Below are 23,813 nucleotides of genomic sequence, written 5' to 3' on the forward strand. Positions count from 1 at the left end.
TAGGGTGTGAAGAAAGTTGCGATTATTGGCGCGGGGCAAGTGGCCGAGAAGGTGCATGCGGCATACTATAAAACGCGAACACAGGAATTAGAGTTAGTCGCGGTTGTGGACCCAGATGCTGAGCGTGCGCGGGGTTTTGCGGAACAGAATGGGTTTGCGCGAAGTTACACAGATGCAACAACAATGTTTGAAGTTGAGAAGCCTGATATGGTGAGTATTTGTACGCCGAATCGGTTTCATTTTGATAATGTGATGTTAGCTTTGTCGCACGGTGTTGCGGTTATGTGTGAGAAACCGCCTGCGATGACGGCAAATGAGGCAAAAGAAATGCGTGATTTGGCGGTGGAGAAGCATCTTGTTTTGGCGTATGATTTCCATCATCGGTTTGCGACAGATATGCGTGAAGTGAAGCAGGCGTATGCAGATGGCGTGCTGGGCGAAGTTTATATGACGAAAGCAAAAGCGTTACGTCGTTCTGGCGTTCCAGGTTGGGGATCGTTTACGAATAAGGCGTTGCAAGGTGGTGGGCCATTGATTGACATTGGGATTCATATGTTAGACGCGGCGATGTACGTGCTTGATTTCCCACAAGTTAAGAAAGTGACTGCTAAAATGTTTCAAAAAATTGGGACAAAGAAGTCGGAAGGTACATTTGGAACTTGGGATCCGACAAAATATGATGTCGAGGACGCAGTTTTTGCGTTTATTGAATTTGAAAATGGTGGCTTGCTACAGTTGGAGACTTCGTTTGTATTGCAGATGAAAGACAAAGCTGTGTTGAATGTCGAATTTTTTGGTGATGAGGCTGGGGCGACGCTGTTTCCGGCAGAGATTTACACGGATCGGGCTGGCGAGTTGGTTACGATTTTGAAGAAGGAGACGGCGGATGAGGAACGACATGCAAAAAGTATGCAAGCATTTGTAGATCGGGTACTTGGTGCGGATGTAATGGTGGCTGATGCGGAACAGGGTTATCAAGTTCAGCGTTTGATTGAGGCGATTTACGAATCGGCGGAAAAAGGTGAGAGTGTATATTTATGAGTAGAGTTAGTGTGTTAAGGGAAAATAAAGTAAACCCGCATTACTTTGATACTTATGCGAGTTTGATGACAACGGGAAACGGCTATATGGGCGTCCGTGCTGGATTTGAAGAGGATTATCCTGAGCAAACGCGTGGTATGTTTGTGGCGGGAGTTTATAATAAAGCGCAAGGGCAAGTGAGCTCAGATTTGGTTAATTTGCCTGATGTGACGCGGTTTGAGCTCGAGATTGAGAATGTGAATTTTTCGATGCATCGTGGGAAGGTTCTAGATTTTCAGCGGGTATTTGATTTGGAAACGGGTGAGATAAACCGTGAATTGATTTGGGAGCATCCGAATGGGAAACGTTTCGGACTTTGTTTTAAGCGCTTTGTAAGTAAGAAGGAATTACATAGAGTGTATGCGAAGGTAGAGATTACGAGCCTTTCTGGGGACGCAGATGTGCGAATTCGGACGGGGATTGATGGGCAGCAGACGAATTTTGGAACGCAGCATTTGGTAGAGCGCTCGCTTCGGGTATTTAGTGAGACGTGGATGCAGGGCGATTATGTGACAACGCAAAGTGGACATGATGTAGCGGTGACATCGATGATTAGTGCGCCGGGAAGTTTTACAGCGAAGAATCGGCAGTTGCTTGTGACGGTGAATCAAAAGTTGGCGGAAAATGAGCCGTTTATATTGGAAAAGGTAAGCGTTATCGCCACGAGTTTAGAGACGGAAAATCCGGCTGAATTTGGACTTGGTGACATACGTGAGGCGAAGGGATATGAGGAAGCTCTAGCGGAGTCACGCGATGTTTGGCAGGAGTTTTGGCGGGATTACCGCGTTGAGGTGACATCGGAAAGCGCATTTGACCAGTTAGCGCTTGATTTTTCGGCGTATCATTTGGAAGCGATGACACCGTCTCATGATGAACGTTTTAGCGTTGGTGCAAAAGGTTTGACTGGTGAAGGCTACAAGGGGCATGTGTTCTGGGATACAGAGATTTTTATTGCACCGTTTCATTTGTATAATCACCCGGAAAAAGTACGGAAATTGCTGCGTTATCGCTACCTTCATTTGGAACAGGCGCGTGAAAAGGCTGAGAAAAACGGCTATCAAGGGGCTTTGTTTCCTTGGGAGAGCGCATTTAGTGGCGAGGAAGAGACGCCTGAATTTGCAGCGATTAACGTCCGTACTGGGAAGCGTCAAAAAGTGGCATCAGCTCTTGCTGAACATCATATTGTGGCGGATGTAGCTCATGCTGTGGTTAATTACTACGAGGCGAGTCAAGATGAAATGTTTATGGAGCATGATGGCTTACAAATGTTGCAGGAAACGGCGCGCTTTTGGTTGAGTAGAGCTGTGTTAAAAAACGGGAAATATGTTATATTAGATGTAATCGGTCCCGACGAATATACGGAGCATGTGGATAATAATGCTTACACGAATTATTTGGCGCATGAAAACGTGTATCAGACGTTGCGCTTTATGGCGAAATATGGTCAGAAGCATACAGCGTTTTATGATTTATGCGAGGCGTTTTTACGAAAAATTTATTTGCCGCAACCGGACGCATCGAAGTTGATTCCTCAAGATGATACGTTTTTGGGTAAACCAGAAATTGATTTGTCGGAATATAAGGCGCGGCAAGGCTCACAGGCGATTCTGCTAGATTATTCGCGGGCAGAAGTGAATGAGATGCAGATTTTGAAGCAGGCGGATGTGGTGATGTTGTTGTATTTACTGCCGAATCTGTTTTCAGAGGACATTGTGGCGCGGAATTTGGACTATTATGAGGAGCACACGATTCATGATTCTTCGCTGAGTAAGGCGATTCATGCGATTGTGGCGAATCGAGTTGGTCAGCAGGAAAAGGCGTATCGTTTCTTTGAAGAGGCGTGCCGAATTGACCTTGAGGCAGCTCCGGGCGGCTCGGACGAAGGTTTACATGCGGCGTCGCTTGGTGCGATTTGGTTGTCCACGATATTTGGCTTTGGTGGTGTCGCAATCTCGGATGGTGCACTGCATTTGAATCCACGGTTACCAGCTGGATGGAAGCGCTTGGCATTTTCATTTGTATGGCACGGGGAGCGTTTAGAAATAGTATTGGAACAGGATGCCATTCGCGTAACGAAACAAACGTCAGCACCAATTGAGATACATGTTTTTGGTGAAAAGCACCGTATGACGACAGGACTAGAAATCTAAATTTGGAAGGAAGAGCATTCATGAAAATAGTCATTGCCCCAGATTCATATAAGGAAAGTTTAACGGCGCAGGAGGTTGCCGAAGCGATTCGAGTGGGATTCGCGGATGTATTTCCGGACGCGGAGTATCAGCTTTTGCCGGTGGGCGATGGCGGAGAAGGAACGATTGCAATTCTTGCAGATGCCTCTGATGGTGTGATGGAGGAAGTGCGTGTGACTGGGCCACTTGGCGAATTGGTAACAGCGAAAATGGCATTTAGTGCGGATCGGACACGGGCGTTTATTGAGATGGCGGAGGCGTGTGGGCTACATTTGGTGCCGCTTGCAAAACGTGATCCGTTAGCGGTGAGTACGGCGGGTGTTGGTGAATTGATTCGGCATGCGCTTGACGTGGGAGTTCGGGAAATCATAATTGGGGTTGGCGGAAGTGCTTCCCATGATGGCGGGATTGGCATGGCTTCGGCACTTGGCGCGCGCTTTTATAATTTGCGAGGCGAGGCGGTGACTCCGACTGGCGCTAACTTAAGCGCGATCAGTTCAGTTTCGCTGACGGATTTGGATTCTCGTCTTGATGACACGGTGATTCGGATTGCGGCTGATGTGGAAAATCCGCTATGTGGTGACAATGGTGCGGCTGCTATTTTCGGGCCGCAAAAAGGATTGGCACAAGACGCAATTCCGAGTATTGATAACGCGATGCAAGGTTTTTATTCGATTTTTGAGAAGGATGTGCGCAAGTTGCCAGGAAGCGGTGCTGGTGGTGGAATGGGCGCTGGCTTGATGTTATTTACTGGCGCTGAATTTGAGCCGGGCATTGAACTTGTTTTGCGGGAATTAAAGATGAAGGAAGTTTGCGCAGATGCGGATGTTATTCTGGTTGGCGAAGGTCGAATGGATGGTCAGACGATTTTTGGGAAAGCGCCGATTGGTGTTGCAAATTGTGCGCCTGAGAATGCGGTAGTGATTGGCATTTGTGGTAGCATTGGAGATGGGATTGAAGCGGTTTATTCAAAAATAGATGCGGTTTTCCCAACGATTGCGACGGCTGGAACGCTTGCTGAAATTTTGCCTAAAACGCGTGAAAATATTGAGCGGACGGCACGTAATGTGGCAGTCTTGCTGAAGGGGAGAATACGGTGAAACAGTTAGAAGCAGTTATTTTTGATTTGGATGGTGTGATTACAGATAGCGCGCATTTTCATTATTTAGCGTGGAAACAGTTGGCGGCTGATGTTGATATTGAAATCGATGAAGCATTCAATGAGACGCTAAAAGGGATTAGTCGGATGGACTCGCTTGATTTGATTCTGGCAAAAGGTGGTCGCGAAAATGACTTTACATTGGAGCAAAAAGAGGAGCTGGCGGCTAAGAAAAACGCACATTATGTGGAGCTATTGAAAGATTTATCTCCCGCGGATATTTTACCGGGAATTGAGTCTTTGCTAGAAGCGATTCGTTCGGCAGGCCTTAAAATTGCCCTGGCATCCGTTTCGAAAAATGCACCAATGGTTCTTTCGGCGCTTGGTTTGACGGATAATTTCGATTACCTAGCTGATGCTGCGAAAATTACGCATTCCAAACCTGATCCGGAAATATTCCTTGTAGCTGCGGCTGGACTCGATGTAGAGCCAGCGAATGCGGTTGGAATTGAGGATGCACAGGCTGGTGTTGAGGCTATTAAATCCGCTGGTATGAAAGCGATTGGCGTTGGAACTGGGCTTGTCGGAACGGATGAATTAGTGAGTGATACGTCCAAATTGTCACTCGCATTGATTCAAAAAGTATTTCAAATTTAAAAGTAGCGTGAAATTCGGTGCAACTCAAAACCGAATTTCACGCTACTTTTCTGTTTAGCTTGGATAATAGATAATCATACTTAGCCGGCAAATTTCTTCGCTTGCGTTCGTGTATACGTGCTCTTGATCCGCCTTGAAACGAATCGAGTCACCATCTTTAGCTCTCAACGCTTCTCCGTTTGTCGTAATAACAAGTTCCCCTGAAAATACATTAATAAATTCTTCTGTCCCATCTGGATGAGGCGTTGATTCAAGACGTCCATCCGGGTCAATCTCCAAATAGTATGTCTCAAAGCGACGTTCGCTATCAAAAGTAAACATCGGATAATTACGGCATTTCCCATCATCAGCAATGAGCGGTTCACGAGTTTTACGGTCAATTACTTCATAATCTATTTTTGGTTTCGTTACTAGTTCTGTAAAAGAAACTTTCAAGCCATTCGCGATTTTCCATAAAGTTGATATCGTCGGGTTAACGTCTCCGCGTTCGATTTGTCCAAGCATACTCTTACTGACACCAGTTAGTTTCGCGAGTTCATCGAGGCTGAGGCGTTTTTTTTGTCGAGCTAATTTCAAATTTTCTGAGACTACAGCACTAATATTATCCACTATTTTGTCCTTCTTTCACATTGACAATATAACGCACGTAATGTATTGTATACTGTATAAACGTTATAATATCCTTTTTGTGTATTATATCATCCGGAGAAAGGAAGGTAAAGAATATGTTTAATATTGCGGCGTTTTTATCTTATATATTTTTGACAGCTTATACACCAGGGCCTAATAACATTATGGCGATGTCAAATGCGAGTAATGATGGTTTTAAAAAGAGTTTTAGGTTCTGTTTGGGAGTTTTGGCTGGTTTTTTTGTTATTGTGTTAGCTTCAGCTATTTTTAGCGCGGCTTTATATGATTTTATACCGACAATCGAGCCATTTATGCGTTTAATTGGAGCTGCGTACATTTTATGGTTGGCTTGGACGATTTTGCGAGATAAACCAAAGAGTTCTAATACCAAAAAAGTGTGCTTGGAACCGAATTGTTTCTTTACGGGTATGGTCATGCAATTTGTGAACGTAAAGGTGATTTTATATGGAGTTACAACTTTTTCAACGCTTGTTTTGCCTTATTTCAGTGGTTTTTGGCAAATCTCTCTGTTTATTTTGATTTTGACGGTTGTCGGTTTTTCTGGGACGTGTTGTTGGGCGATGTTTGGTTCAATTTTTAGCAGGATATTTGTTGAGCATAAGCGAGGACTAAACATTGTGATGGCACTCTTGCTCGCATATTGTGCAACCTCGATTTTGATATAACATGTGTGTTGTTTTTTGGTGCTTGTCGTAGTAAAATGAATAGGATATGCAGAATTCAAAAACTTCAAGAAAAGGGAGAAAAGGGCATGCTATTCAGTACGACGACATTTTTATTTGTATTTTTACCACTTGTTTTAGCTATCTATCTAATCACGCCCAAAAAATTAAAAAATATTATGCTGCTATTAGCCAGCTTATTTTTTTATGCGTGGGGTGAGCCGAAATTTATTTATGTGATGTTACTTTCTATTTTACTCAATTACGTGTTCGGACTACTCGCGGACAAGGCGAAGAGGGAAGGGAAGCATGGAAAGTTAGTCATCACATTGATGATTATCGGGAATTTAGTGATTTTAGGAATTTTCAAATATGCAAACTTTGTTGTATTCAATATTGAGACGTTTTTCGGATCGAATTTTGAATGGACAGCGATTGCATTACCACTTGGGATTTCATTCTATACGTTCCAAGGGATAAGTTACGTGATGGATGTTTACCGTGGCGATGGACGCGTACAGAAGAATCCGCTGAATATTGCGCTATACATATCATTATTCCCACAACTTGTGGCTGGACCTATTGTGCGCTATCAGACGGTTGCTGATCAGATTGAGAATCGAAAGGTTGACATCAATTTGTTTGCAAGCGGAGTCAAGCGCTTTATTATCGGGTTGGCGAAGAAGATGTTTATCGCAAATAACTGTGGGCTTGTCGCAGATCAGATTTTTCAAAGTCAGGGTGGCGGTTTGTCGGTTGGAACCGCTTGGATTGGTCTTATTTTTTACTCGCTTCAAATTTTCTTTGATTTCTCGGGTTATTCCGATATGGCGATTGGTCTTGGTCGGATGTTTGGCTTTAAATTCCTCGAAAACTTTAACTACCCATATATAGCAAAATCAGTATCCGAATTTTGGCGCAGATGGCATATCTCGCTTGGGACATGGTTTAAAGATTATCTTTACATTCCGCTAGGTGGAAATCGTGTTTCTCCTATTAAAGTCTATCGAAATTTGGCGATTGTTTGGCTGGCAACAGGGATTTGGCATGGTGCGAGTTGGAACTTCCTGCTTTGGGGTGCTTATTATGGACTGTTCATTATGCTCGAAAAAGCATTTTTAGGCAAAGCTTTGCTGAAAGTTCCGGCAGCGCTACAACACGTGTATGCTTTAATTGTCATCATCTTTGGCTGGCTCTTATTCCGAATCGACAACGTGAGTGATATTTGGAGTTACCTCGGCTCGATGTTCGGTTCCGGTGTATTCTGGGATGCACGCGCAACGTACTATATGCATGAATATGCCATTGTTTTAATTGTTGCGATCATTGCATGTACGCCACTCGTGAAAAACTTTTTTGCGAGTGAGAAATTATTAACGTTTATGCAAAGTCATCGCGTACTTCATATGACAAAAGACGTGGCAACACTTGCTGTTATGGCTTTCATATTCATCTACTCTGTGGCGCTCGTTGTCGGCTCGACTTTCAATCCATTCATTTATTTCAGATTTTAAAACGTTAGGAGAATAACTGTGAATAAAAAACTATTTAATCTTTTACTATCGGCTGGATTTCTACTCTTTATTTTCGGAGTCTTTTTCTTCTATCTGTTTGCTGGGAAAAACCAAGTATCAATTTTGGAGAGTCGTAATTTAGCACAGGAGCCTGAATTCAGTGCAGAAGTAGTGCAAAGCGGTCAATATATGCGAAGTTGGGATGTCTTCTTCAATGATCAGTTCCCGCGTCGTGATGCGTTTACAGAGCTCAATATGCGCGTTAATCAAATGGCACTTGGGCAAGATGTATATAAAGATGTATATGTGGCACCAGATGGCTATTTACTGACAAAAGTAGAACAATACACGAAAGCTGATGCAGACAAAATTGCGGCGCGTGTGAATAACGTTGGGAAGTTGTTGCAAAAGCAAGGAGTTACAACAAGCTTGGTACTTGTTCCGAATAAGTCAACGGTGTTTGAGGACAAATTCCCGACATATTATCCAAGCTTTGGACGTGAAGGCTACGAGGGTTTGATGCCGCTTATTGATAAGCAATACGTGCAAAATATCGATGTTTCAAAAATACTTTATAAGAATAAGAACGAAAAAAACATGTTTTTCTATACGGATCACCATTGGCAGGCTAAGGCGGCATTCTTAGCTTCGGAAAAAGTCACAAAAGCGATGAATCCTGATGTGAAGCAATTGACGATAGATGACTGGACTTGGAAATTGGAGGGTTTGCCATTTTACGGGTCTGATGCTCGGAAAACAACGTCCTCTCTTGTGTCTAAGTCGGATCAGGTAATGGTTGCAGAACAGAAGAATTTGAGTGCACCGTATAAGTTAGATGTTATTAAGGAAAAGCGTGATTCACTATACGTGATGAGTCGATTGACAGACCCAGCAGTGTACGCGAATCGTTATACGGCTTATATTGGAACGGATTATCCAGAACTTCATATCAAGACACCCAACCCGCTGACGCAGAAAAATCTACTAATTTTTAAGGATTCTTATGCAAATGCGTTTATCCAATTTATTGCCCCGTATTATGCCAATGTATATGTGCTCGATTTGCGCTATTACAAGAATCTAGATATACAAGCATACGTGAAAAAATACGATATTAATCAGGCGTTGTTGTTTTTCAATAATAATTCGATTTATGCAACACCGCAACTGACAACGTTCGAATAGGAGAGGAAGCTTTTGTTAACACAGGAAACTATTATGCAAGTTGCGACAAGTGAAGAAAATGCTGGGGATTTCCCAAAGGTTGTACAAGGATTTAAAGATGCTGGCGTTGTAAAATATGATTATCTAGTGAAAACAGGTATGTATGTTTTCTGGGACGAAGAGGGAACGAAAGTCGAAGCACAATTAAACGGTGTGCCAAAAAATATTGCTTCGGAATCTTCAATAACTGCAATAAAAGAAGCCGTAAAGCAAGCCCAATCAGGAAAAATTGACTTCGAGCAATTTTGTGAGTTGGCAGGTTTGGCAGGCGTTTCGGTTTGGCATTCAGATTTAGCTGAAATGGTGGTAACGTATCGAGATAGCGCGGGAACTGTTTTGTTGCAGGAACCGATACCGACTGCGCAATAAAATATATATTTCTTAGTTAAAGCAGGATTCATGGGTTTCCGTGATTTCCTGCTTGTTTTGTAAGTAAACGATAAAATAGTGATTTAAGTGATAATTCAAATTGGTAACCAAAAGACTTTACATCAATAAATAAAGCAAAAATAACTAATTTGTACTCATTTTAAAATAGGATATATTCCAATTAACTCTTGACATTCATCTAAAAAAATATGATAATTCTAAGTGTGGTAATTCACATATAAAAATCCAAGGAGGTACATAAAATGTCATTAATCGGGAAAGAAATTGAGGAATTTGCAGCGAAAGCGTTCCATCAAGGTAACTTTATTGACGTTTCATCGGACAATTTTAAAGGAAAATGGAGTGTTGTTTGCTTTTATCCAGCCGATTTCACATTCGTTTGTCCGACTGAATTAGAGGATTTGCAAGATCAATATAAAACACTACAAGACTTAGGTGTTGAGGTTTATTCCGTTTCAACAGACACACATTTCACACATAAAGCATGGCATGATGCGTCAGACGCAATTGGTAAAATTGAATATATTATGATTGGTGATCCATCACACAATATTTCGCGTGCTTTTGACGTTTTAGATGAAGTGGAAGGGCTAGCTAATCGTGGAACTTTTATTCTTGATCCAGATGGTGTTGTTCAAATGGTTGAAATTAATGCTGATGGTATTGGTCGCGACGCTAGTACTTTAGTCGATAAAATACGTGCTGCGCAATACGTGCGTAACAATCCAGGTGAAGTTTGTCCTGCAAAATGGAAAGAAGGCGCAGACACACTGAAGCCAAGCCTAGATTTAGTAGGTAAGATTTAAAAATGGCATTAGATCAAGGAATCAAGGAACAGCTTGCTGGCTATCTGGAATTGCTTGAACAAAATATTGTTCTAAGAGTGAGTGTCGCAACAGATGAGAGCTCGCAAAAGTTACTTGAGTTTGTAGAAGAAATTGCAGCTATGTCACCAAAAATTCGTTTAGAGCACGGTTCACTTGCGAAAACACCAAGTTTTAGTGTGGAACGTGAAAATGAAGATTGTGGTATTGTTTTTGCCGGTATTCCGCTCGGTGAGGAGTTTACATCATTCATTTTAGCTTTACTGCAAGTGAGTGGTCGAGCACCGAAGATTGATGATAAGGTTGTTACCAAGATTAAGAATATCAGTCAGTCGCTACAATTTGAGTCATATATCAGTTTGACGTGTCATAATTGTCCAGACGTTGTACAAGCGCTTAACATCATGAGTGTGCTGAATCCTAATATTTCGCATACGATGATTGAAGGCGGAAGTTTCAAGGATGAAATTGAAGCGCGAAATATTATGGCAGTTCCAACAGTTTTTGTGAATGGTGAACTGTTTGGTAGTGGCCGGATGACGATTGATGAAATCATTGAGAAAATTGTTGGGGCAGCAGATGCTTCGGAATTTGAAAATAAAGATCCATTCGATGTTCTTGTTATTGGAGCAGGGCCCGCGGGTGCTAGTGCAGCGATTTATGCAGCGAGAAAAGGTGTTCGGACTGGGGTTGTTGCGGATACTTTCGGAGGACAAGTTTTAGAGACTTTAAGTATTGAAAACGTCATTGGGACAAAGTATACAGAAGGTCCGAAACTTGTAGCACAAATTGAAGAACATGTGCATGAATATAATGTTGATGTGATGAAGCAAGTTCGCGCGAAAAGCATTGAAAAGAAAGAAAATGTGGAAGTAACACTTGAAAATGGTGCAGTTTTAACGACTAAAACCGCGATTATTTCAACCGGAGCAAGATGGCGAAATGTTGGCGTTCCAGGTGAGCAAGAATTTAAGAACAAAGGTGTAGCGTATTGTCCGCACTGTGATGGCCCGCTTTTTGAAGGGAAGAACGTGGCGGTTATTGGCGGCGGGAACTCCGGTATTGAGGCGGCGATTGACCTTGCGGGGACAACAAAGCACGTGACTGTACTCGAGTTTATGCCTGAATTAAAAGCAGATCAAGTTTTGCAAGAGCGTTTGTATTCATTGCCGAATGTTACCGTACTTAAAAATGTGCAGACAAAAGAAATTACGGGGCAAGATAAAGTGAATGGCATTACATATGTGAATCGCGATACGGCAGAAGAGGTTCATATTGATGTAGAAGGCGTGTTCATTTTAATCGGCTTAGTTCCGAATACAGAATTTCTTGAAGGTACTTTAGAGCGCAACAAAATGGGCGAAATTCTAATTAATAAGCACGGTGAGACAAGTGTCCCAGGTGTATTCGCAGCTGGAGATTGCACAGATAGCGCTTATAAGCAAATCATTATTTCGATGGGATCAGGTGCCACTGCGGCTCTTGGTGCATTCGACTACATGATACGTAATTAAAAAATCGGCGAGAAGTGCTCGATTATAAGCAAGATTCACATCCTACTCGAAAAACAGGATTCGTGATATCTTGCTTATTTTTGTTACTCTGTTGTTTCAAAAAGAAGACAGCTCAAGTAAGCGAACAATAAGCCATCTGTTTTTCGAAGGGAGAGGTTTGTTAATTCTTGAAATTTGTCGATGCGGTATTGAATCGTGTTTCGGTGCATGAATAAAGCTTTTGCGGTCATGCTCAAATTGCCCTGATTCTCCCAGAGCGCTTTGATGAGTGGCTTCCACGTCTCATCTTTCTCAAAAAGCCGACTGATTTCCTGAGCTAATAAACTGCTGGTCAACTGTGCTGCTATCATTGGTAAGCAATTGGATTCGACGGTTTGGACGAGTTGGTTAGAACTTTGACGGAATAGGCGTTGTTCTTCAGCGAATAGGTCGCGAAGTAAGGCATTTTTTTCGTGGAATAAGCCCATAAAAAAGTGTACTTGGATATAAAAATCACTTTCTAGCGTTGTTGCGATAGCGTCAAGCTCATCTTCGCCAAGTAGAGAACCGGCTATTTTCTCAATCAAGATGCCATAATCTTCGGTGAGCATAATTAGCTCTGTGTCTTGTGCGAAAAAGCTAACCAGTGCCTTTTGCCATTCGAGTAGTATTTTTTTTGAGAGTGATGTGGACTGAATTTGGAATTGAATGATGCGGAAAGAATGGTTTTCTGGATGGATTATGATATTTTCTTGTGTGAATAATAAAGTGTGCCATTCTGTTAATTGTTCGTTTTTGAAAATCGGAGCGGGTGCTTGGAAAAGACTTTGCAATAAGGCTTGCTCTTCTGGTGTTAGCGTTTTCTTAGGAATCGCGAAATAGTAAGGATTTTCATAAAAGAAGAGGTGTGTTGTATTTATTTTTAACGGTTTTTCGGAATATGTAAGGTCGGGATAGCGCTCTTTTAGTTTTTTTATCAACATTATGTTAACCTCGCTTTCTACTCTATTTATTGTGTCAAAACTGCTTGATAAAGTCAAATTTGATTGCGGGACGTGTCTTTATTCGCTATAATGAGTATAGTTGATGTCGCAACCATTTAAAGGTTAGAGAAGAGGCGAATGATGGCAAAAAAATATGAAATTATCGCAAAATCGATGTCCATTGTGAATCGATGTGGAAATACATTTAAATTAAATCGATTGAAGGAATATGGCTTAGGAGTTGGGCAATTACGTTACATTACAACGCTTTATCATCATGACGGTTTGTCGCAGGATGAGATTGTGAAGCGTTTTATGGTTGATAAGGCGAATGTGGCAAGACATATTCAGCGCTTGGAGGAGCTGGGCATGATTCGCCGGGAAGTGAACCAGCAAGATAAACGAAAACATCGGGTTTACTTGACGGAAAAAGGGAAGGCGGTGCAGCCTTTTATTGAGGAAACAATGATGGATTGGTCTGGGATTTTGACAAAGGGTTTTTCAGAAGAGGAGCGGGAGAAGTTATTGCAGTTGTTACTTCGAATGGCGGACAATGCGCAAAATTATGAGAAGGCGGATGAGTAGATGAAGGAGCAAAGTAAACGGCTAGGTGAAGATAAAATTGGTTCTTTGATGTGGCGCTTGTCAGTTCCTGCATTTATCGGAATGTTCGTGATGGGCATGTATAACATTGTCGATACGATTTTCGTAGCACGAGGCGTTGGATCACTCGGGGTTGCGGCGCTTTCGATCGCATTTCCAGTGCAGATGATTATGATGGCGATGGCAGCAATGTTCGGAATCGGGGGCGCATCGATTATTTCGCGAGCTCTTGGTGCTGGAAAGGGCGAAGAAGCAAATCGTGTGTATCATCAGGTCATTTGGTTGGTCGTCATTTCGAGTTTTGTGCTGGCGATTATCACGTTTATTTTCCTTGATCCGCTTGTGACAATGTTTGGTGCAACGCCAGAAATCCATCAGTATGCGAAAGATTTCTTGCAAATTTTGTTGCTAGGTTCAGTTTTCCAAACGTTTGCGATGGCGATGAATAACATTGTTCGTTCAGAGGGAAATGCTAAAATTGCGATGCTGACAATGATTATTTCAGCAGTTTTAAATATGATTTTGAATCCGATTTTTATTATGGGTCTAGACATGGGAATTCGTGGTTCCGCTTTTGCAACGTTGATAGCGCAGGCAGTTGGCGCGGTTTGGCTGCTTATCTACTTCCTATCAGGGAAAAGTTCACTAACGTTAAAAGGATTTCGATTCCATATCGATTGGAAGCTATCGGGAAGTATTATGGCGATTGGATTTCCATCGTTTATTATGATGTCGGCGGGAAGTATTGTATCGATATCTGTGAACTGGATGCTCAATATACACGGTGGGACGATGGCGATTGCGGCTTATGGCGTGGCAAATAGAATCGCATCATTCATGATTATGCCGATTAATGGTGTGACACAGGGGATGCAGCCAATTGTGGGCTTCAACTACGGCGCGCGGGAATATAAGCGTGTGATAAAAGCGGTGAAGCTATCGATTGTTGCAGCAACCGTGATGTCTGTCGTTGCTTTTGCTGTTGTCGAGTTATTTCCCGATTTGTTGGTCAGCGTCTTTACGGATGATAAACAATTACTAAAAGATGGAGCTCATGCAGTACAAGTTGTCTTGTTAGCAGCTCCGACGATTGGTTTTCAGATTGTTTGTGGCGGATTGTACCAAGCGCTTGGAAGGGCACGGATTTCATTTGTGATTTCGCTAATGCGGCAGATTATCTGCTTAATTCCGTTACTCCTCGTTTTGCCTAGTTTCTGGGGCTTGGATGGGGTTTGGTATGCCTTCCCACTTGCAGATGTTGGTGCGTTTACAGTATGTTTGATTATTATGCTACGAACGTGGCGCGGATTGTTTAAAAATCCAGAAATGGTTTAAAAAGAAGGGGCCTTGCTTTTAGTGGGCTCCTTTTCTATTTGGATGAAAGCGCTTGACAAAGATGGGATGTTGCACTAATATGGTGTTTATATAGTTTGTTTGTAAAACTAACCAACTTGAGGAGGAAGAAAAATATGAGCTATTTTCCAAATGTGAATAAAATTGAATTTGAAGGTGCAGCATCGGATAATCCGTTCGCTTTTAGACATTATAATGCAGATGAGGTTGTTTTAGGGAAGCCGATGAAGGAGCATTTGCGTTTTGCAGTTGCTTATTGGCATACGTTGACGCAGGATGGCTCTGATCCGTTTGGTATGGAAACGAACAAGCGGACATGGTTGACGAATGACCCTTTGGAGACGGCAAAAAACCGAGTGGAAGCTGGGTTTGAGTTCTTCACGAAGCTTGGCGTACCTTTTTACTGTTTTCACGATGTGGATATTGCGCCTGAAGGGAAGAGCTTGGCTGAGTCGTTTAAGAATCAAGATGTGATTGTGAAATTATTGAAGGAGCAACAAGAGGCAACAGGTGTGAAATTGCTTTGGAACACGGCGAATATGTTTTCGAATCCTCGTTATGTGCATGGTGCGGCGTCAACGAGTAATGCGGATGTGTTTGCTTATGCTGCGGCGCAAGTGAAGAAAGCGCTTGAAGTTGGAAAGGAACTCGGTGGAGAAAACTATGTGTTCTGGGGCGGACGTGAGGGCTACGAGTCGTTACTTAATACGGATATGGGCTTGGAGCAAGACAATATTGCGCGTTTCTTCCACATGGCGAAAGATTATGCACGTGAAATTGGCTTTGATGCACAGTTTTTGATTGAGCCAAAACCGAAAGAGCCTTCGAAGCATCAGTATGATTTTGATGCAGCGACAACGATGGCTTTCTTGCAAAAATATGATTTAGCGAAGGATTTCAAGCTGAATTTGGAAGCGAATCATGCAACGCTTGCGGGACATACGTTTGATCATGAGCTAAATGTGGCGCGTTGTTACGGGGCTCTGGGGTCGATTGACGCGAATCAAGGCGATTTGTTGCTTGGTTGGGATACAGATGAGTTCCCTACGGATTTATACGCGGTGACGCTTGCAATGCATCAGATTTTGGAAAATGGCGGAATTGGTCGTGGTGGCGTGAATTTTGACGCAAAAGTGCGACGGGCTTCGTTTGAGATGGATGATTTGTTCTTGGCGCATATTGCTGGGATGGATACGTTTGCGCGAGGTTTGAAAGCGGCGGCTCGTATGAAGGAGGCTGGCTTCTTGGATAATTTGGTGGCGGATCGTTATGCTAGTTTTAAAACGGGCGTAGGCGCGGATATTGTGGCTGGCAAAATGGATTTTCATTCGCTTAGCAAGTATGCGATGGAGAACGATCAAATTACAAATACTTCAACGCGTTTGGAATTTGTGAAATCGCGCTTGAACGACTTTTTATTCTAAGAAGGTGGGCATGAAAAATGAAATATGTGCTTGGTGTTGATTTAGGTACGAGTGCGCTAAAGGCGGTGCTTTTTGCGGAAAATGGTGAAAAAGTTGCGGAGGCTTCTGCAGAGTATCCGATTTTTGCGGATCAGACTGGTTTTAGTGAGCAGAATCCGAGCGATTGGTTTGATGCATTCGTTTTCGCGGCTACGGAGATAGGGAAGCATCCGGAGAGCCGGGAGATTGCGGGAATCAGTTTTTCGGGTCAGATGCATAGTCTGGTGTTGCTAGATGCGGAGGCAGAAGTTTTACGGCGCGCGATTTTGTGGAATGATGTGCGGACGACGAGACAGTGTGAGGCGATTACGGAAAAGTTGGGCGAGTCACAGTTGTTGAATATCACGAAAAATAAGGCGTTGGAAGGTTTCACATTGCCTAAACTGTTATGGGTGAAGGAGCATGAGCCGGAGATTTGGACGCGAGTTTCGAAGTTTTTATTGCCGAAAGATTATCTTGGATTCCGATTGACGGGGACGATGCATATGGATTATTCAGATGCGGCGGGAACATTGTTGTTAGATTTGGCACAGGGGACTTGGAGCTCGGAGGTTCTGGATGCGTTCGGGATTTCTGAAGGGGTTTGTCCGGATTTAGTTGCTTCGACGGATCAGATTGGAACATTGTTGCCGGAGATAGCGGATATGATTGGCTTGCCGAGTGGGATTCCAGTTTTCGCTGGTGGCGCGGATAATGCGTGTGCAGCGGTCGGAACAGGAATTTTGGAGGAAGGCAAAGCAATGCTTAGTATCGGGACTTCGGGTGTGTTTTTGACGTATGAGTCGGATGCGGATAAGGATTACCAAGGTGATTTGCATTTATTCCACCATGCAAGTCCAGATGGATATTATTTGATGGGCGTGACGCTTGCAGCAGGTTATAGTTTGAGCTGGTTCAAGGAGCAGTTTGCACCCGGCGAGAGTTATGCGGAGTTGCTGGATGGGATTAAGGATATTCCAGTTGGTGCCGATGGTTTGCTATTTACGCCGTACATTGTCGGGGAAAGAACGCCGTATGCGGATAGCAAAATTCGAGGTAGTTTTATTGGCATCGATGCGCGTCATACGCGAACTCATTTTGCAAAAGCGGTGCTTGAAGGAATCACGTTTTCGCTACGGGATTCGATGCATTTAATGGAGACGCGTGCGCAAAAGCATTTTACAGCTGTTATTTCAACCGGTGGCGGAGCGCAGAACGAGGACTGGCTTCAAATGCAGGCGGATATTTTAGGTGTTACAATCGAGACGTTGGCAAGCGAACAAGGCCCAGCATTAGGCGCGGCGATGATTGCTGCTGTTGGAAGTGGCATATTCTCTGACTTATCGAGTGCAGTTCCAGCTTTTATTAAGAAAAAAGCGACGTTTGAGCCAAACATGGCGAATCATGCCAAATATGACGATTTTTATGCGACGTATCAAGCGATTTACCCAGCTACAAAACCGATTTGCGAACGATTAAATTAGATGTTAAAGCCAAGTCCAATTTTATGCGACTTGGCTTTTTATTATGTATTATTGGTTTTGGAGAAAAAACAGAATATGTTATACTATTTGCAGAAATAGGAAGAGGGGATGTTTGTGTTGATTGAATCATATTGGGAAACGTTTGCTAAAAAGAATGGATTGAATTCGGCGTGTCCAGAAGCATGGGCGTTTGGTGATGGAGCTGAAATGGCGGACAACTTAGGCGCGCTTGTTGTGAATGGCGTTAAAACCGCTACATGTGCGGCACATCGCATTCATGAAATAGAGGGAGAGGCAATTCCGCAAGTTGGTGAATACAATATCGTTTTGGATGGCAAAAATGAACCATTGGCGATTATCCGATATACCGAAGTCGAATTGGTGAAAATGAATGAAGTGACGCGGGACTTTGCAAGAGAAGAGGGAGAAGGCGATTTGAGTTATGAGTACTGGTATGACGGGCACGTGAGGTTTTTTACGTGGGAATTAGGGCAGTACGGAATTGCGTTCACACCGGATTTATTGCTGGTTTGCCAGAGGTTTGAAGTGATGGATGTTTATTGATATAATGTCGTATTTTTAAAACGCGTACCTATTTTGTGGAAGGGACGCGTCTTTATATATTAATTTTTTAGTTCAAACGTTGGTATTTCTAAAAAGTTGGAAATGGTCACAACGGAAGCTCCGAATAAAATGGCTTCTTCACCAAGGCTAACCTTCTTTATTTCGATATTTTGTGCAGTTAAACGCGGTAATTGTTGTTTTATTTTCTCTGGGAAATCGGGAATTAGACGGCTAATTTCGCTGTGAATGGCGATTACTTTCGGGTTATAGAGCGTGATGATATTGTGAACAGCGATGCTAAGATAGTCAACCATACTTGCAATTAGCTTTACCGCAGTTGGATCATTCGTAGCATAGGCTTGATATAAATCAGGTACGATTGCTTTTGGTTTTTTTGAAAGCTCGCGATATGTGTCTAAAATTACTTTTTCAGAGCTATAAGTTTCAAGGCAACCTTTTCCGCCGCATGTGCAAGGGTTTCCGTTTGCTTGGACAATCATGTGACCAATCTCGCCGCTCAGGCCGTTTTCGCCCGTATAAAGGGTATCGTTCATCATAATGCCAGCACCAACACCAGCATGAATACTGATGCAGACAAGATTACTATCTTGCCTGTTTTTGGCGTGTTCACTTAGTGCCAGTAAGTTTGCCTCATTCTCCAAGAAAACAGGATAATCTACATGTTCTTGGAGTTCTTCTACTAATGGAAAATCAGTGAAATCATAGGCAGGCGTGAAGATAATCTGGTTGTTATGGATGACACCGTGAATTGCGATGGTCAGACCGACGATACCAAAAGGTGATTTTGGTAGTTTGGCGGTGATTTCCTGGATGATGTTGACTAATTCAGTGATGATTGTTGCTTTTTGGATGGTGCGAAAAGGCAGCAATTTTCGATTTCGGATTGTGCCATCTAAATAGTGAACCATTGTATCTATGTAATCGTAGCCGATATCCATGCTAATTCCAAAACCCGCAGCTTTATTCAGCTCAAGCATAATCGGTTTGCGGCCACCTTGCACAGTACTTTCACCGATACCGGTTTCTTTAATTAAGTTCTGTTCGATTAGTTTCTTGACGATTGCGGAAACGCTGGCTTTATTCAAGCCGATTTTTTCGGAAAGGTTCGCGCGTGAAAGAGGACCGTCGTTAACGATGACACTCAAAACCGTGCGTTCATTGGATTCTCTAATTCCTGTTCGATTTGCAAACATGGCGGTACCTCCTTATTCTCCTATCTATTGTAGCTGTAAAATAGGGGTTTGTCTAATAAGAAAGCGCTTGACAAAATGTTATATACGTATTATTATAATGTTAGTTAGTTTATTATGCTAACAAACCTGGTGGGGAGGTATAAGAAATGAAGTTTACAGATGGGATTTGGCTTGTAAAAGAGGGCTTTGAAATTCAGAATCCGAAAGAAGTTTTTGATTATAATTTGAAAGCGGATACAGCGACGATTTTTGCTCCTTTCAAAAAAATTAAATCGCGTGGAGATACGCTGAATCTGGGGTTGGTGACAACAGAAATCAGTTCGCCACGGAAGGATGTTTTGACGGTTCGTTTGAAACATCATGATGGTGGAGAGTGCAAGTCGCCGGCGTTTGGGATTATGGATCAGCAAGTTCCGTTGCAAACGATAGATAACGAGAAAGCGATTACAATTCAGTCCGGTAATTTAAAAGTGATAATTGATAAGGAAAATTATGCGTTAGCTTTTTATGGTGATGGGCAGCTTTTGACGAAATCGGATGTGAATGGACAAGGTTATATTACGTCTGCAGAACAAAATTACATACGTGAACGACTAGATTTGGGCGTGGGTGAGAATATTTATGGTTTAGGTGAGCGTTTTACGAACTTCGTGAAAAATGGGCAAACAGTGGATATTTGGAATAAGGATGGCGGAACAAGCAGTGACCAATCGTACAAAAATATCCCATTTTTTGTGAGTAATAAAGGATATGGAGTTTTCGTGAATCATCCAGAGCATGTTTCGTTTGAGGTAGGCTCAGAGCATGTATCGAAAAATCAGTTTAGTGTTATGGGTGAGGCGTTGGAATACATGATTATTTATGGTCCAACAATGGAGGAAATTTTGCGAAAGTATACAGATTTGACGGGAAAGCCTGCATTGCCGCCTGCTTGGTCTTTTGGTTTGTGGCTCAGTACTTCGTTTTGTACGGATTATGACGAGGCGACGGTGAATGCGTTTATTGATGGGATGAAGGAGCGCGATATACCGCTGGATGTGTTCCACTTTGATTGTTTTTGGATGAAGGACTTTGAATGGTGTAATTTTGAATGGGATCGTCGTGTTTTTCCAGAACCGGAGAAGATGCTGGCGAAATTGAAGGCTAAGGGTTTGAAAATCTGTGTTTGGATTAATCCGTATATTGCACAGAAATCGGCGCTTTTTGTGGAAGGTAAGAAGAACGGATATTTCATTAAAAATAGGGACGGTTCTGTGTGGCAGTGGGATTTGTGGCAAGGCGGACAGGCGATTGTTGATTTTACGAATCCGGAGGCGTGTGCGTGGTATCGTGAGAAGTTGAGTGATTTGATGGATATGGGTGTAGATGCATTTAAGACCGATTTTGGTGAGCGAATTCCGACAGATGTGCAGTATTTCGACGGCTCTGACCCTGAAAAAATGCATAATTATTACGCGTATATTTATAATGAAGTCGTTTTTGATTTGTTGAAGGAGAAGCGTGGTGAGCAAGATGCGGTGCTATTCGCAAGATCAGCAACGGTTGGATCGCAAAAATTCCCGGTTCACTGGGGCGGTGACTGCCTTTCTACGTATAGTTCGATGGCAGAATCGTTGCGTGGCGGGTTGTCGTTCATGCTGTCTGGATTTGGATTTTGGAGCCATGATATTGGCGGTTTTGAGGAGGGCGCGACGCCGGACATTTACAAACGCTGGACACAGTTCGGATTATTGTCATCGCATAGCCGATATCATGGAAATGTGGAGTATAGGGTGCCCTGGATTTTCGATGAAGAAGCGGTGGACGTGACGCGGAAATTTACGAAACTGAAAATGCGTTTGATGCCGTACTTGTTCAAGCAAGCGGTGATGGCACACAACGATGGCGTCCCGATGATGCGTCCGATGGTGCTTTCATACATGGATGATCCAGCTGCTGCAACGCTTGAACGTCAGTATATGCTGGGCGAGAATTTACTCGTAGCTCCGATTTTTAACGAGGAAGGTCGCGGCGAGTTTTATCTACCAAGAGGGAAATGGACGAATATTTTGACGGACGTGGTGTATGACGGAGGCACATGGGTTAGCGAGCATCACGATTACATGAGTTTTCCGCTTTTAGCAAAGGAAAATAGCATTATCGCATGTGGTTCGCGGGATGATCATGCAGAATATGATTATACGGAAAATCCGACGATTCATATATACGGTTTTGAAAAAGCAGATGTGAGCATGGAAACGGTAATTTACCAAGCAAACGGCACGCAAAAAGCAACGATTCGCGTGGAGAATAACAATTCCGAAATAACAGTTCACACAGAAGGTTTGTCGAACTACGAAGTCATCTGGCATAAACAATATGAATCAGGGACGAAAGCATACGAAACATCTGAAAAAATAATCAAACTATCATAAAAAAATCGAGCCCGTCTCCGCATCGAGATGGGTGACTACTAAAAAAGGTGGAGATGTAATGGAAGCGACAGGAAGAATATCGACGGAACAACCATTGAAAGCGATGGTGCCTTGGAAAGAACGAATTAGTTACGGTTTAAGCGACACTGCATGTAATCTAGCATTTCAAGTTATTTCGACCTATTTAATGTTTTTCTATACAGATGTTTACGGATTGAGCGCAGCTGCGGTTGGAACTCTATTTCTAGTCGCGCGCGTGATTGATGCCTTTGACGGACCGATTATCGGGATTTTCATCGATCGCACCAACACACGCTGGGGCAAAAGTCGACCATTCTTCCTCTGGTTCGCGATTCCATTTGGCCTCATGTGCGTGTTAACCTTTACGACACCAGGCTTTGATGACGCTGGAAAATTGGCATGGGCTTATATCACATATATTTTAGTAGGTATTTTATATTCTTGCGTGAACCTGCCAATCACATCGATTTTGCCAAGTTTGACGAATAATCCGCAAGAAAGGACGGTTTTGGGGACGATACGCCAATTTGGTGGCACTTTAGGACAAATCATTGTAACCGTATTCACGTTGCCAATCGTAGCGGCACTCGGAAAAGGAGATGACCAAAAAGGCTTTTTCCTTACAATTTTGATTTTTGCCATCGTTGCTGTGGTATTATTACTGAACACTTTTTTCAACACGAAAGAACGAATTGAAAATGTGCAAAAAGTGGTACGCGTGAAGGACAGTATTCAGGCGATTAAGCGCAATTGGCCATGGGCGATTATGATTTTGATGAATTTTATTTATTGGATGGCTATGACGATGAAAAATCAGACGACCATTTACTTTTTCAAGTATAACTTGGGACGTGAAGATTTGGTGCCGATGATTATGGCGCTGGCGTTCGGGTCGCTGTTGACGTTGCTGTTGACCCCGGCAGTTGCTGGGAGATTAGGTAAGCGGAACACAATGGTTGGCGGGCTTGTTTTGGCAATCATCGGACAAGTGATTATGGGCGTTGGTGCATACAGTTTGAGCGTGCCGATTATCATTTTCGGTGTTGTGATTAATGCGTTTGGGACTGGTTTTATTTCGGGCTTACTATCGGTTATGCTTGCCGATACTGTCGATTATGGCGAATGGAAAAGTGGCGTAAGAGCGCAAGGTTTGCTGACTTCGGCGTCTAGTTTCGGCGCGAAATTCGGGATGGGAATTGGTGGCGCGATGACAGCGGGAATTCTAGCGGCGGGCGGATACCAAGCGAATAAAGTCCAATCCACGAGCGCGCTACATGCGATTGAGTTTAACTTTATTTGGATACCGATTGTCGGCTTTGCGATTGCAGCGATTGCGTTGCTGTTTTATAAAGCGGATAAGCAGGAGAAGATGTATCTTGTGGAGTTGGCAGAGCGGAATAGGAAGTTGAAGGATGAGGGGTAAGTGAAATAGACAAGCGCTAGCGGGCGGGCTAATCTTTTCTCCTAAGATAGAGAATCCTTTCACGTCAGAGCTAGAGTATCAAGAAGATAAAAATGCTGAGTTTTGGGAGGATGCTACACAGAAGGATTTGAACAATGGACTCTAAGCCAAGTCAGGGAGATATTTTATGGCTAAATTTTTCTCCGTCAGTAGGAAAAGAAATGCGAGGAACCCATCCAGCAGTCGTTGTGTCATCAGATGCTTACAACCGGAAAACGAATTATATCATTGTTTGTTTGATAACTATGGGTGGAAATAATTTTCAAGGGTATGTCGATTTGGAAGACTATAAAATTAAAGGCCGTATCAATGCCACTCAAGTCCATAGTTTTGATACGCAAAGAATCAAGAGCAAGACGTTTGCGGATAAGCTACGAGGCGAAGATTTTATTCTTGTAAAACAAACTTTGGATTATGCTTTAGCGTTAGATTTTTAATAGGGTGAAGACGTTGTTCTAATAAATTAGCGAACAGCGTCTTTTATTTTCCT

21 protein-coding genes are annotated in these 23,813 nt (G+C 42.9%); 18 read left to right on the forward strand and 3 right to left on the reverse strand.

The features are described 5' to 3' along the window. The first annotated feature begins 6 nt into the window (after nucleotides 1–6). Genes R8925_RS04615 through pgmB form a run of 4 tightly spaced genes read left to right on the forward strand, consistent with a single transcriptional unit; the run spans nucleotide 7 to nucleotide 5,025 of the window. Nucleotides 7–1,041, forward strand: coding sequence for a Gfo/Idh/MocA family protein (locus tag R8925_RS04615; RefSeq protein WP_430534737.1), 1,035 nt, complete (start codon nucleotides 7–9; stop codon nucleotides 1,039–1,041). Then, nucleotides 1,038–3,230 (forward strand): glycoside hydrolase family 65 protein, encoded by a 2,193-nt coding sequence (locus R8925_RS04620; RefSeq protein ID WP_430534738.1) that lies wholly within the window; start codon nucleotides 1,038–1,040, stop codon nucleotides 3,228–3,230. Before R8925_RS04615 ends, R8925_RS04620 begins: the two co-directional genes overlap by 4 nt. A gap of 20 nt (nucleotides 3,231–3,250) precedes the next feature. Beyond that, complete coding sequence (locus R8925_RS04625) at nucleotides 3,251–4,369, forward strand: glycerate kinase (RefSeq protein WP_430534739.1); 1,119 nt, start codon at nucleotides 3,251–3,253, stop codon at nucleotides 4,367–4,369. Further along, nucleotides 4,366–5,025 (forward strand): beta-phosphoglucomutase, encoded by a 660-nt coding sequence (pgmB, locus tag R8925_RS04630; RefSeq protein WP_430534740.1) that lies wholly within the window; start codon nucleotides 4,366–4,368, stop codon nucleotides 5,023–5,025. The genes R8925_RS04625 and pgmB overlap by 4 nt, the downstream gene beginning before the upstream one ends. Before the next feature lie 54 nt (nucleotides 5,026–5,079). Here the strand turns inward: pgmB and R8925_RS04635 are convergent, their stop codons facing one another. Then, the gene (locus R8925_RS04635) at nucleotides 5,080–5,634 is read right to left on the reverse strand and encodes a helix-turn-helix domain-containing protein (protein WP_430534741.1); all 555 of its coding nucleotides are present in this window, start codon (nucleotides 5,632–5,634) and stop codon (nucleotides 5,080–5,082) included. A gap of 116 nt (nucleotides 5,635–5,750) precedes the next feature. Between R8925_RS04635 and R8925_RS04640 the strand changes: the two genes are divergently transcribed. The 6 genes from R8925_RS04640 (at nucleotide 5,751) to ahpF (ending at nucleotide 11,804) form a co-directional block, all read left to right on the forward strand. After that, nucleotides 5,751–6,341 (forward strand): LysE family transporter, encoded by a 591-nt coding sequence (locus R8925_RS04640; RefSeq protein ID WP_430534742.1) that lies wholly within the window; start codon nucleotides 5,751–5,753, stop codon nucleotides 6,339–6,341. A gap of 86 nt (nucleotides 6,342–6,427) precedes the next feature. Beyond that, a complete protein-coding gene (locus R8925_RS04645; protein WP_430534743.1) occupies nucleotides 6,428–7,852 on the forward strand; it encodes an MBOAT family O-acyltransferase in 1,425 nt (474 codons plus the stop codon). 18 nt (nucleotides 7,853–7,870) lie between these two features. Continuing rightward, a complete protein-coding gene (locus R8925_RS04650) occupies nucleotides 7,871–9,037 on the forward strand; it encodes a DHHW family protein (RefSeq protein ID WP_430534744.1) in 1,167 nt (388 codons plus the stop codon). 12 nt (nucleotides 9,038–9,049) lie between these two features. Continuing rightward, complete coding sequence (locus R8925_RS04655; RefSeq protein ID WP_430534745.1) at nucleotides 9,050–9,445, forward strand: DUF1398 domain-containing protein; 396 nt, start codon at nucleotides 9,050–9,052, stop codon at nucleotides 9,443–9,445. Between the two features lie 263 nt (nucleotides 9,446–9,708). Continuing rightward, entirely contained in the window at nucleotides 9,709–10,272 is a 564-nt protein-coding gene (gene ahpC, locus R8925_RS04660) for an alkyl hydroperoxide reductase subunit C (RefSeq protein ID WP_430534746.1), read from the forward strand. 2 nt (nucleotides 10,273–10,274) lie between these two features. Beyond that, nucleotides 10,275–11,804: an alkyl hydroperoxide reductase subunit F gene (ahpF, locus tag R8925_RS04665; RefSeq protein WP_430534747.1), complete on the forward strand. Its 1,530-nt coding sequence runs from the start codon at nucleotides 10,275–10,277 to the stop codon at nucleotides 11,802–11,804. 83 nt (nucleotides 11,805–11,887) lie between these two features. On the opposite strand, the gene R8925_RS04670 is transcribed toward ahpF, so the two are convergent. Further along, nucleotides 11,888–12,766 carry a helix-turn-helix domain-containing protein gene (locus R8925_RS04670; RefSeq protein WP_430534748.1) on the reverse strand — a complete coding sequence of 293 codons (879 nt, stop codon included), beginning with the start codon at nucleotides 12,764–12,766 and terminating at the stop codon, nucleotides 11,888–11,890. A 141-nt stretch (nucleotides 12,767–12,907) separates the two neighbouring features. On the opposite strand from R8925_RS04670, the gene R8925_RS04675 reads away from it, so the two are divergent. From R8925_RS04675 to R8925_RS04695, 5 genes are all read left to right on the forward strand, one after another. Next, nucleotides 12,908–13,351: a MarR family winged helix-turn-helix transcriptional regulator gene (locus tag R8925_RS04675; RefSeq protein WP_430534749.1), complete on the forward strand. Its 444-nt coding sequence runs from the start codon at nucleotides 12,908–12,910 to the stop codon at nucleotides 13,349–13,351. Beyond that, complete coding sequence (locus tag R8925_RS04680; RefSeq protein WP_430534750.1) at nucleotides 13,352–14,704, forward strand: MATE family efflux transporter; 1,353 nt, start codon at nucleotides 13,352–13,354, stop codon at nucleotides 14,702–14,704. Between the two features lie 134 nt (nucleotides 14,705–14,838). Then, nucleotides 14,839–16,146: a xylose isomerase gene (gene xylA / locus R8925_RS04685; protein WP_430534751.1), complete on the forward strand. Its 1,308-nt coding sequence runs from the start codon at nucleotides 14,839–14,841 to the stop codon at nucleotides 16,144–16,146. Between the two features lie 17 nt (nucleotides 16,147–16,163). Next, nucleotides 16,164–17,648, forward strand: coding sequence for a xylulokinase (gene xylB / locus R8925_RS04690; protein WP_430534752.1), 1,485 nt, complete (start codon nucleotides 16,164–16,166; stop codon nucleotides 17,646–17,648). 108 nt (nucleotides 17,649–17,756) lie between these two features. After that, on the forward strand, nucleotides 17,757–18,212 hold the full coding sequence (locus tag R8925_RS04695; RefSeq protein WP_430534753.1) for an ASCH domain-containing protein: 456 nt from the start codon (nucleotides 17,757–17,759) through the stop codon (nucleotides 18,210–18,212). A gap of 59 nt (nucleotides 18,213–18,271) precedes the next feature. Here the strand turns inward: R8925_RS04695 and R8925_RS04700 are convergent, their stop codons facing one another. Then, nucleotides 18,272–19,426 (reverse strand): ROK family protein, encoded by a 1,155-nt coding sequence (locus R8925_RS04700; protein WP_430534754.1) that lies wholly within the window; start codon nucleotides 19,424–19,426, stop codon nucleotides 18,272–18,274. Between the two features lie 146 nt (nucleotides 19,427–19,572). Between R8925_RS04700 and yicI the strand changes: the two genes are divergently transcribed. From yicI to R8925_RS04715, 3 genes are all read left to right on the forward strand, one after another. Then, nucleotides 19,573–21,840, forward strand: a complete 2,268-nt coding sequence (yicI, locus tag R8925_RS04705; protein ID WP_430534755.1) for an alpha-xylosidase — start codon at nucleotides 19,573–19,575, stop codon at nucleotides 21,838–21,840. Between the two features lie 58 nt (nucleotides 21,841–21,898). Further along, the gene (locus tag R8925_RS04710; protein ID WP_430534756.1) at nucleotides 21,899–23,284 is read left to right on the forward strand and encodes a glycoside-pentoside-hexuronide (GPH):cation symporter; all 1,386 of its coding nucleotides are present in this window, start codon (nucleotides 21,899–21,901) and stop codon (nucleotides 23,282–23,284) included. 134 nt (nucleotides 23,285–23,418) lie between these two features. Beyond that, nucleotides 23,419–23,760 carry a type II toxin-antitoxin system PemK/MazF family toxin gene (locus tag R8925_RS04715; RefSeq protein WP_430534757.1) on the forward strand — a complete coding sequence of 114 codons (342 nt, stop codon included), beginning with the start codon at nucleotides 23,419–23,421 and terminating at the stop codon, nucleotides 23,758–23,760. Nucleotides 23,761–23,813: the final 53 nt, after the last annotated feature.

It is taken from the genome of Listeria rocourtiae subsp. hofi (genome assembly GCF_963575615.1).
Classification (GTDB): Bacteria; Bacillota; Bacilli; order Lactobacillales; family Listeriaceae; genus Listeria_A; species Listeria_A hofi.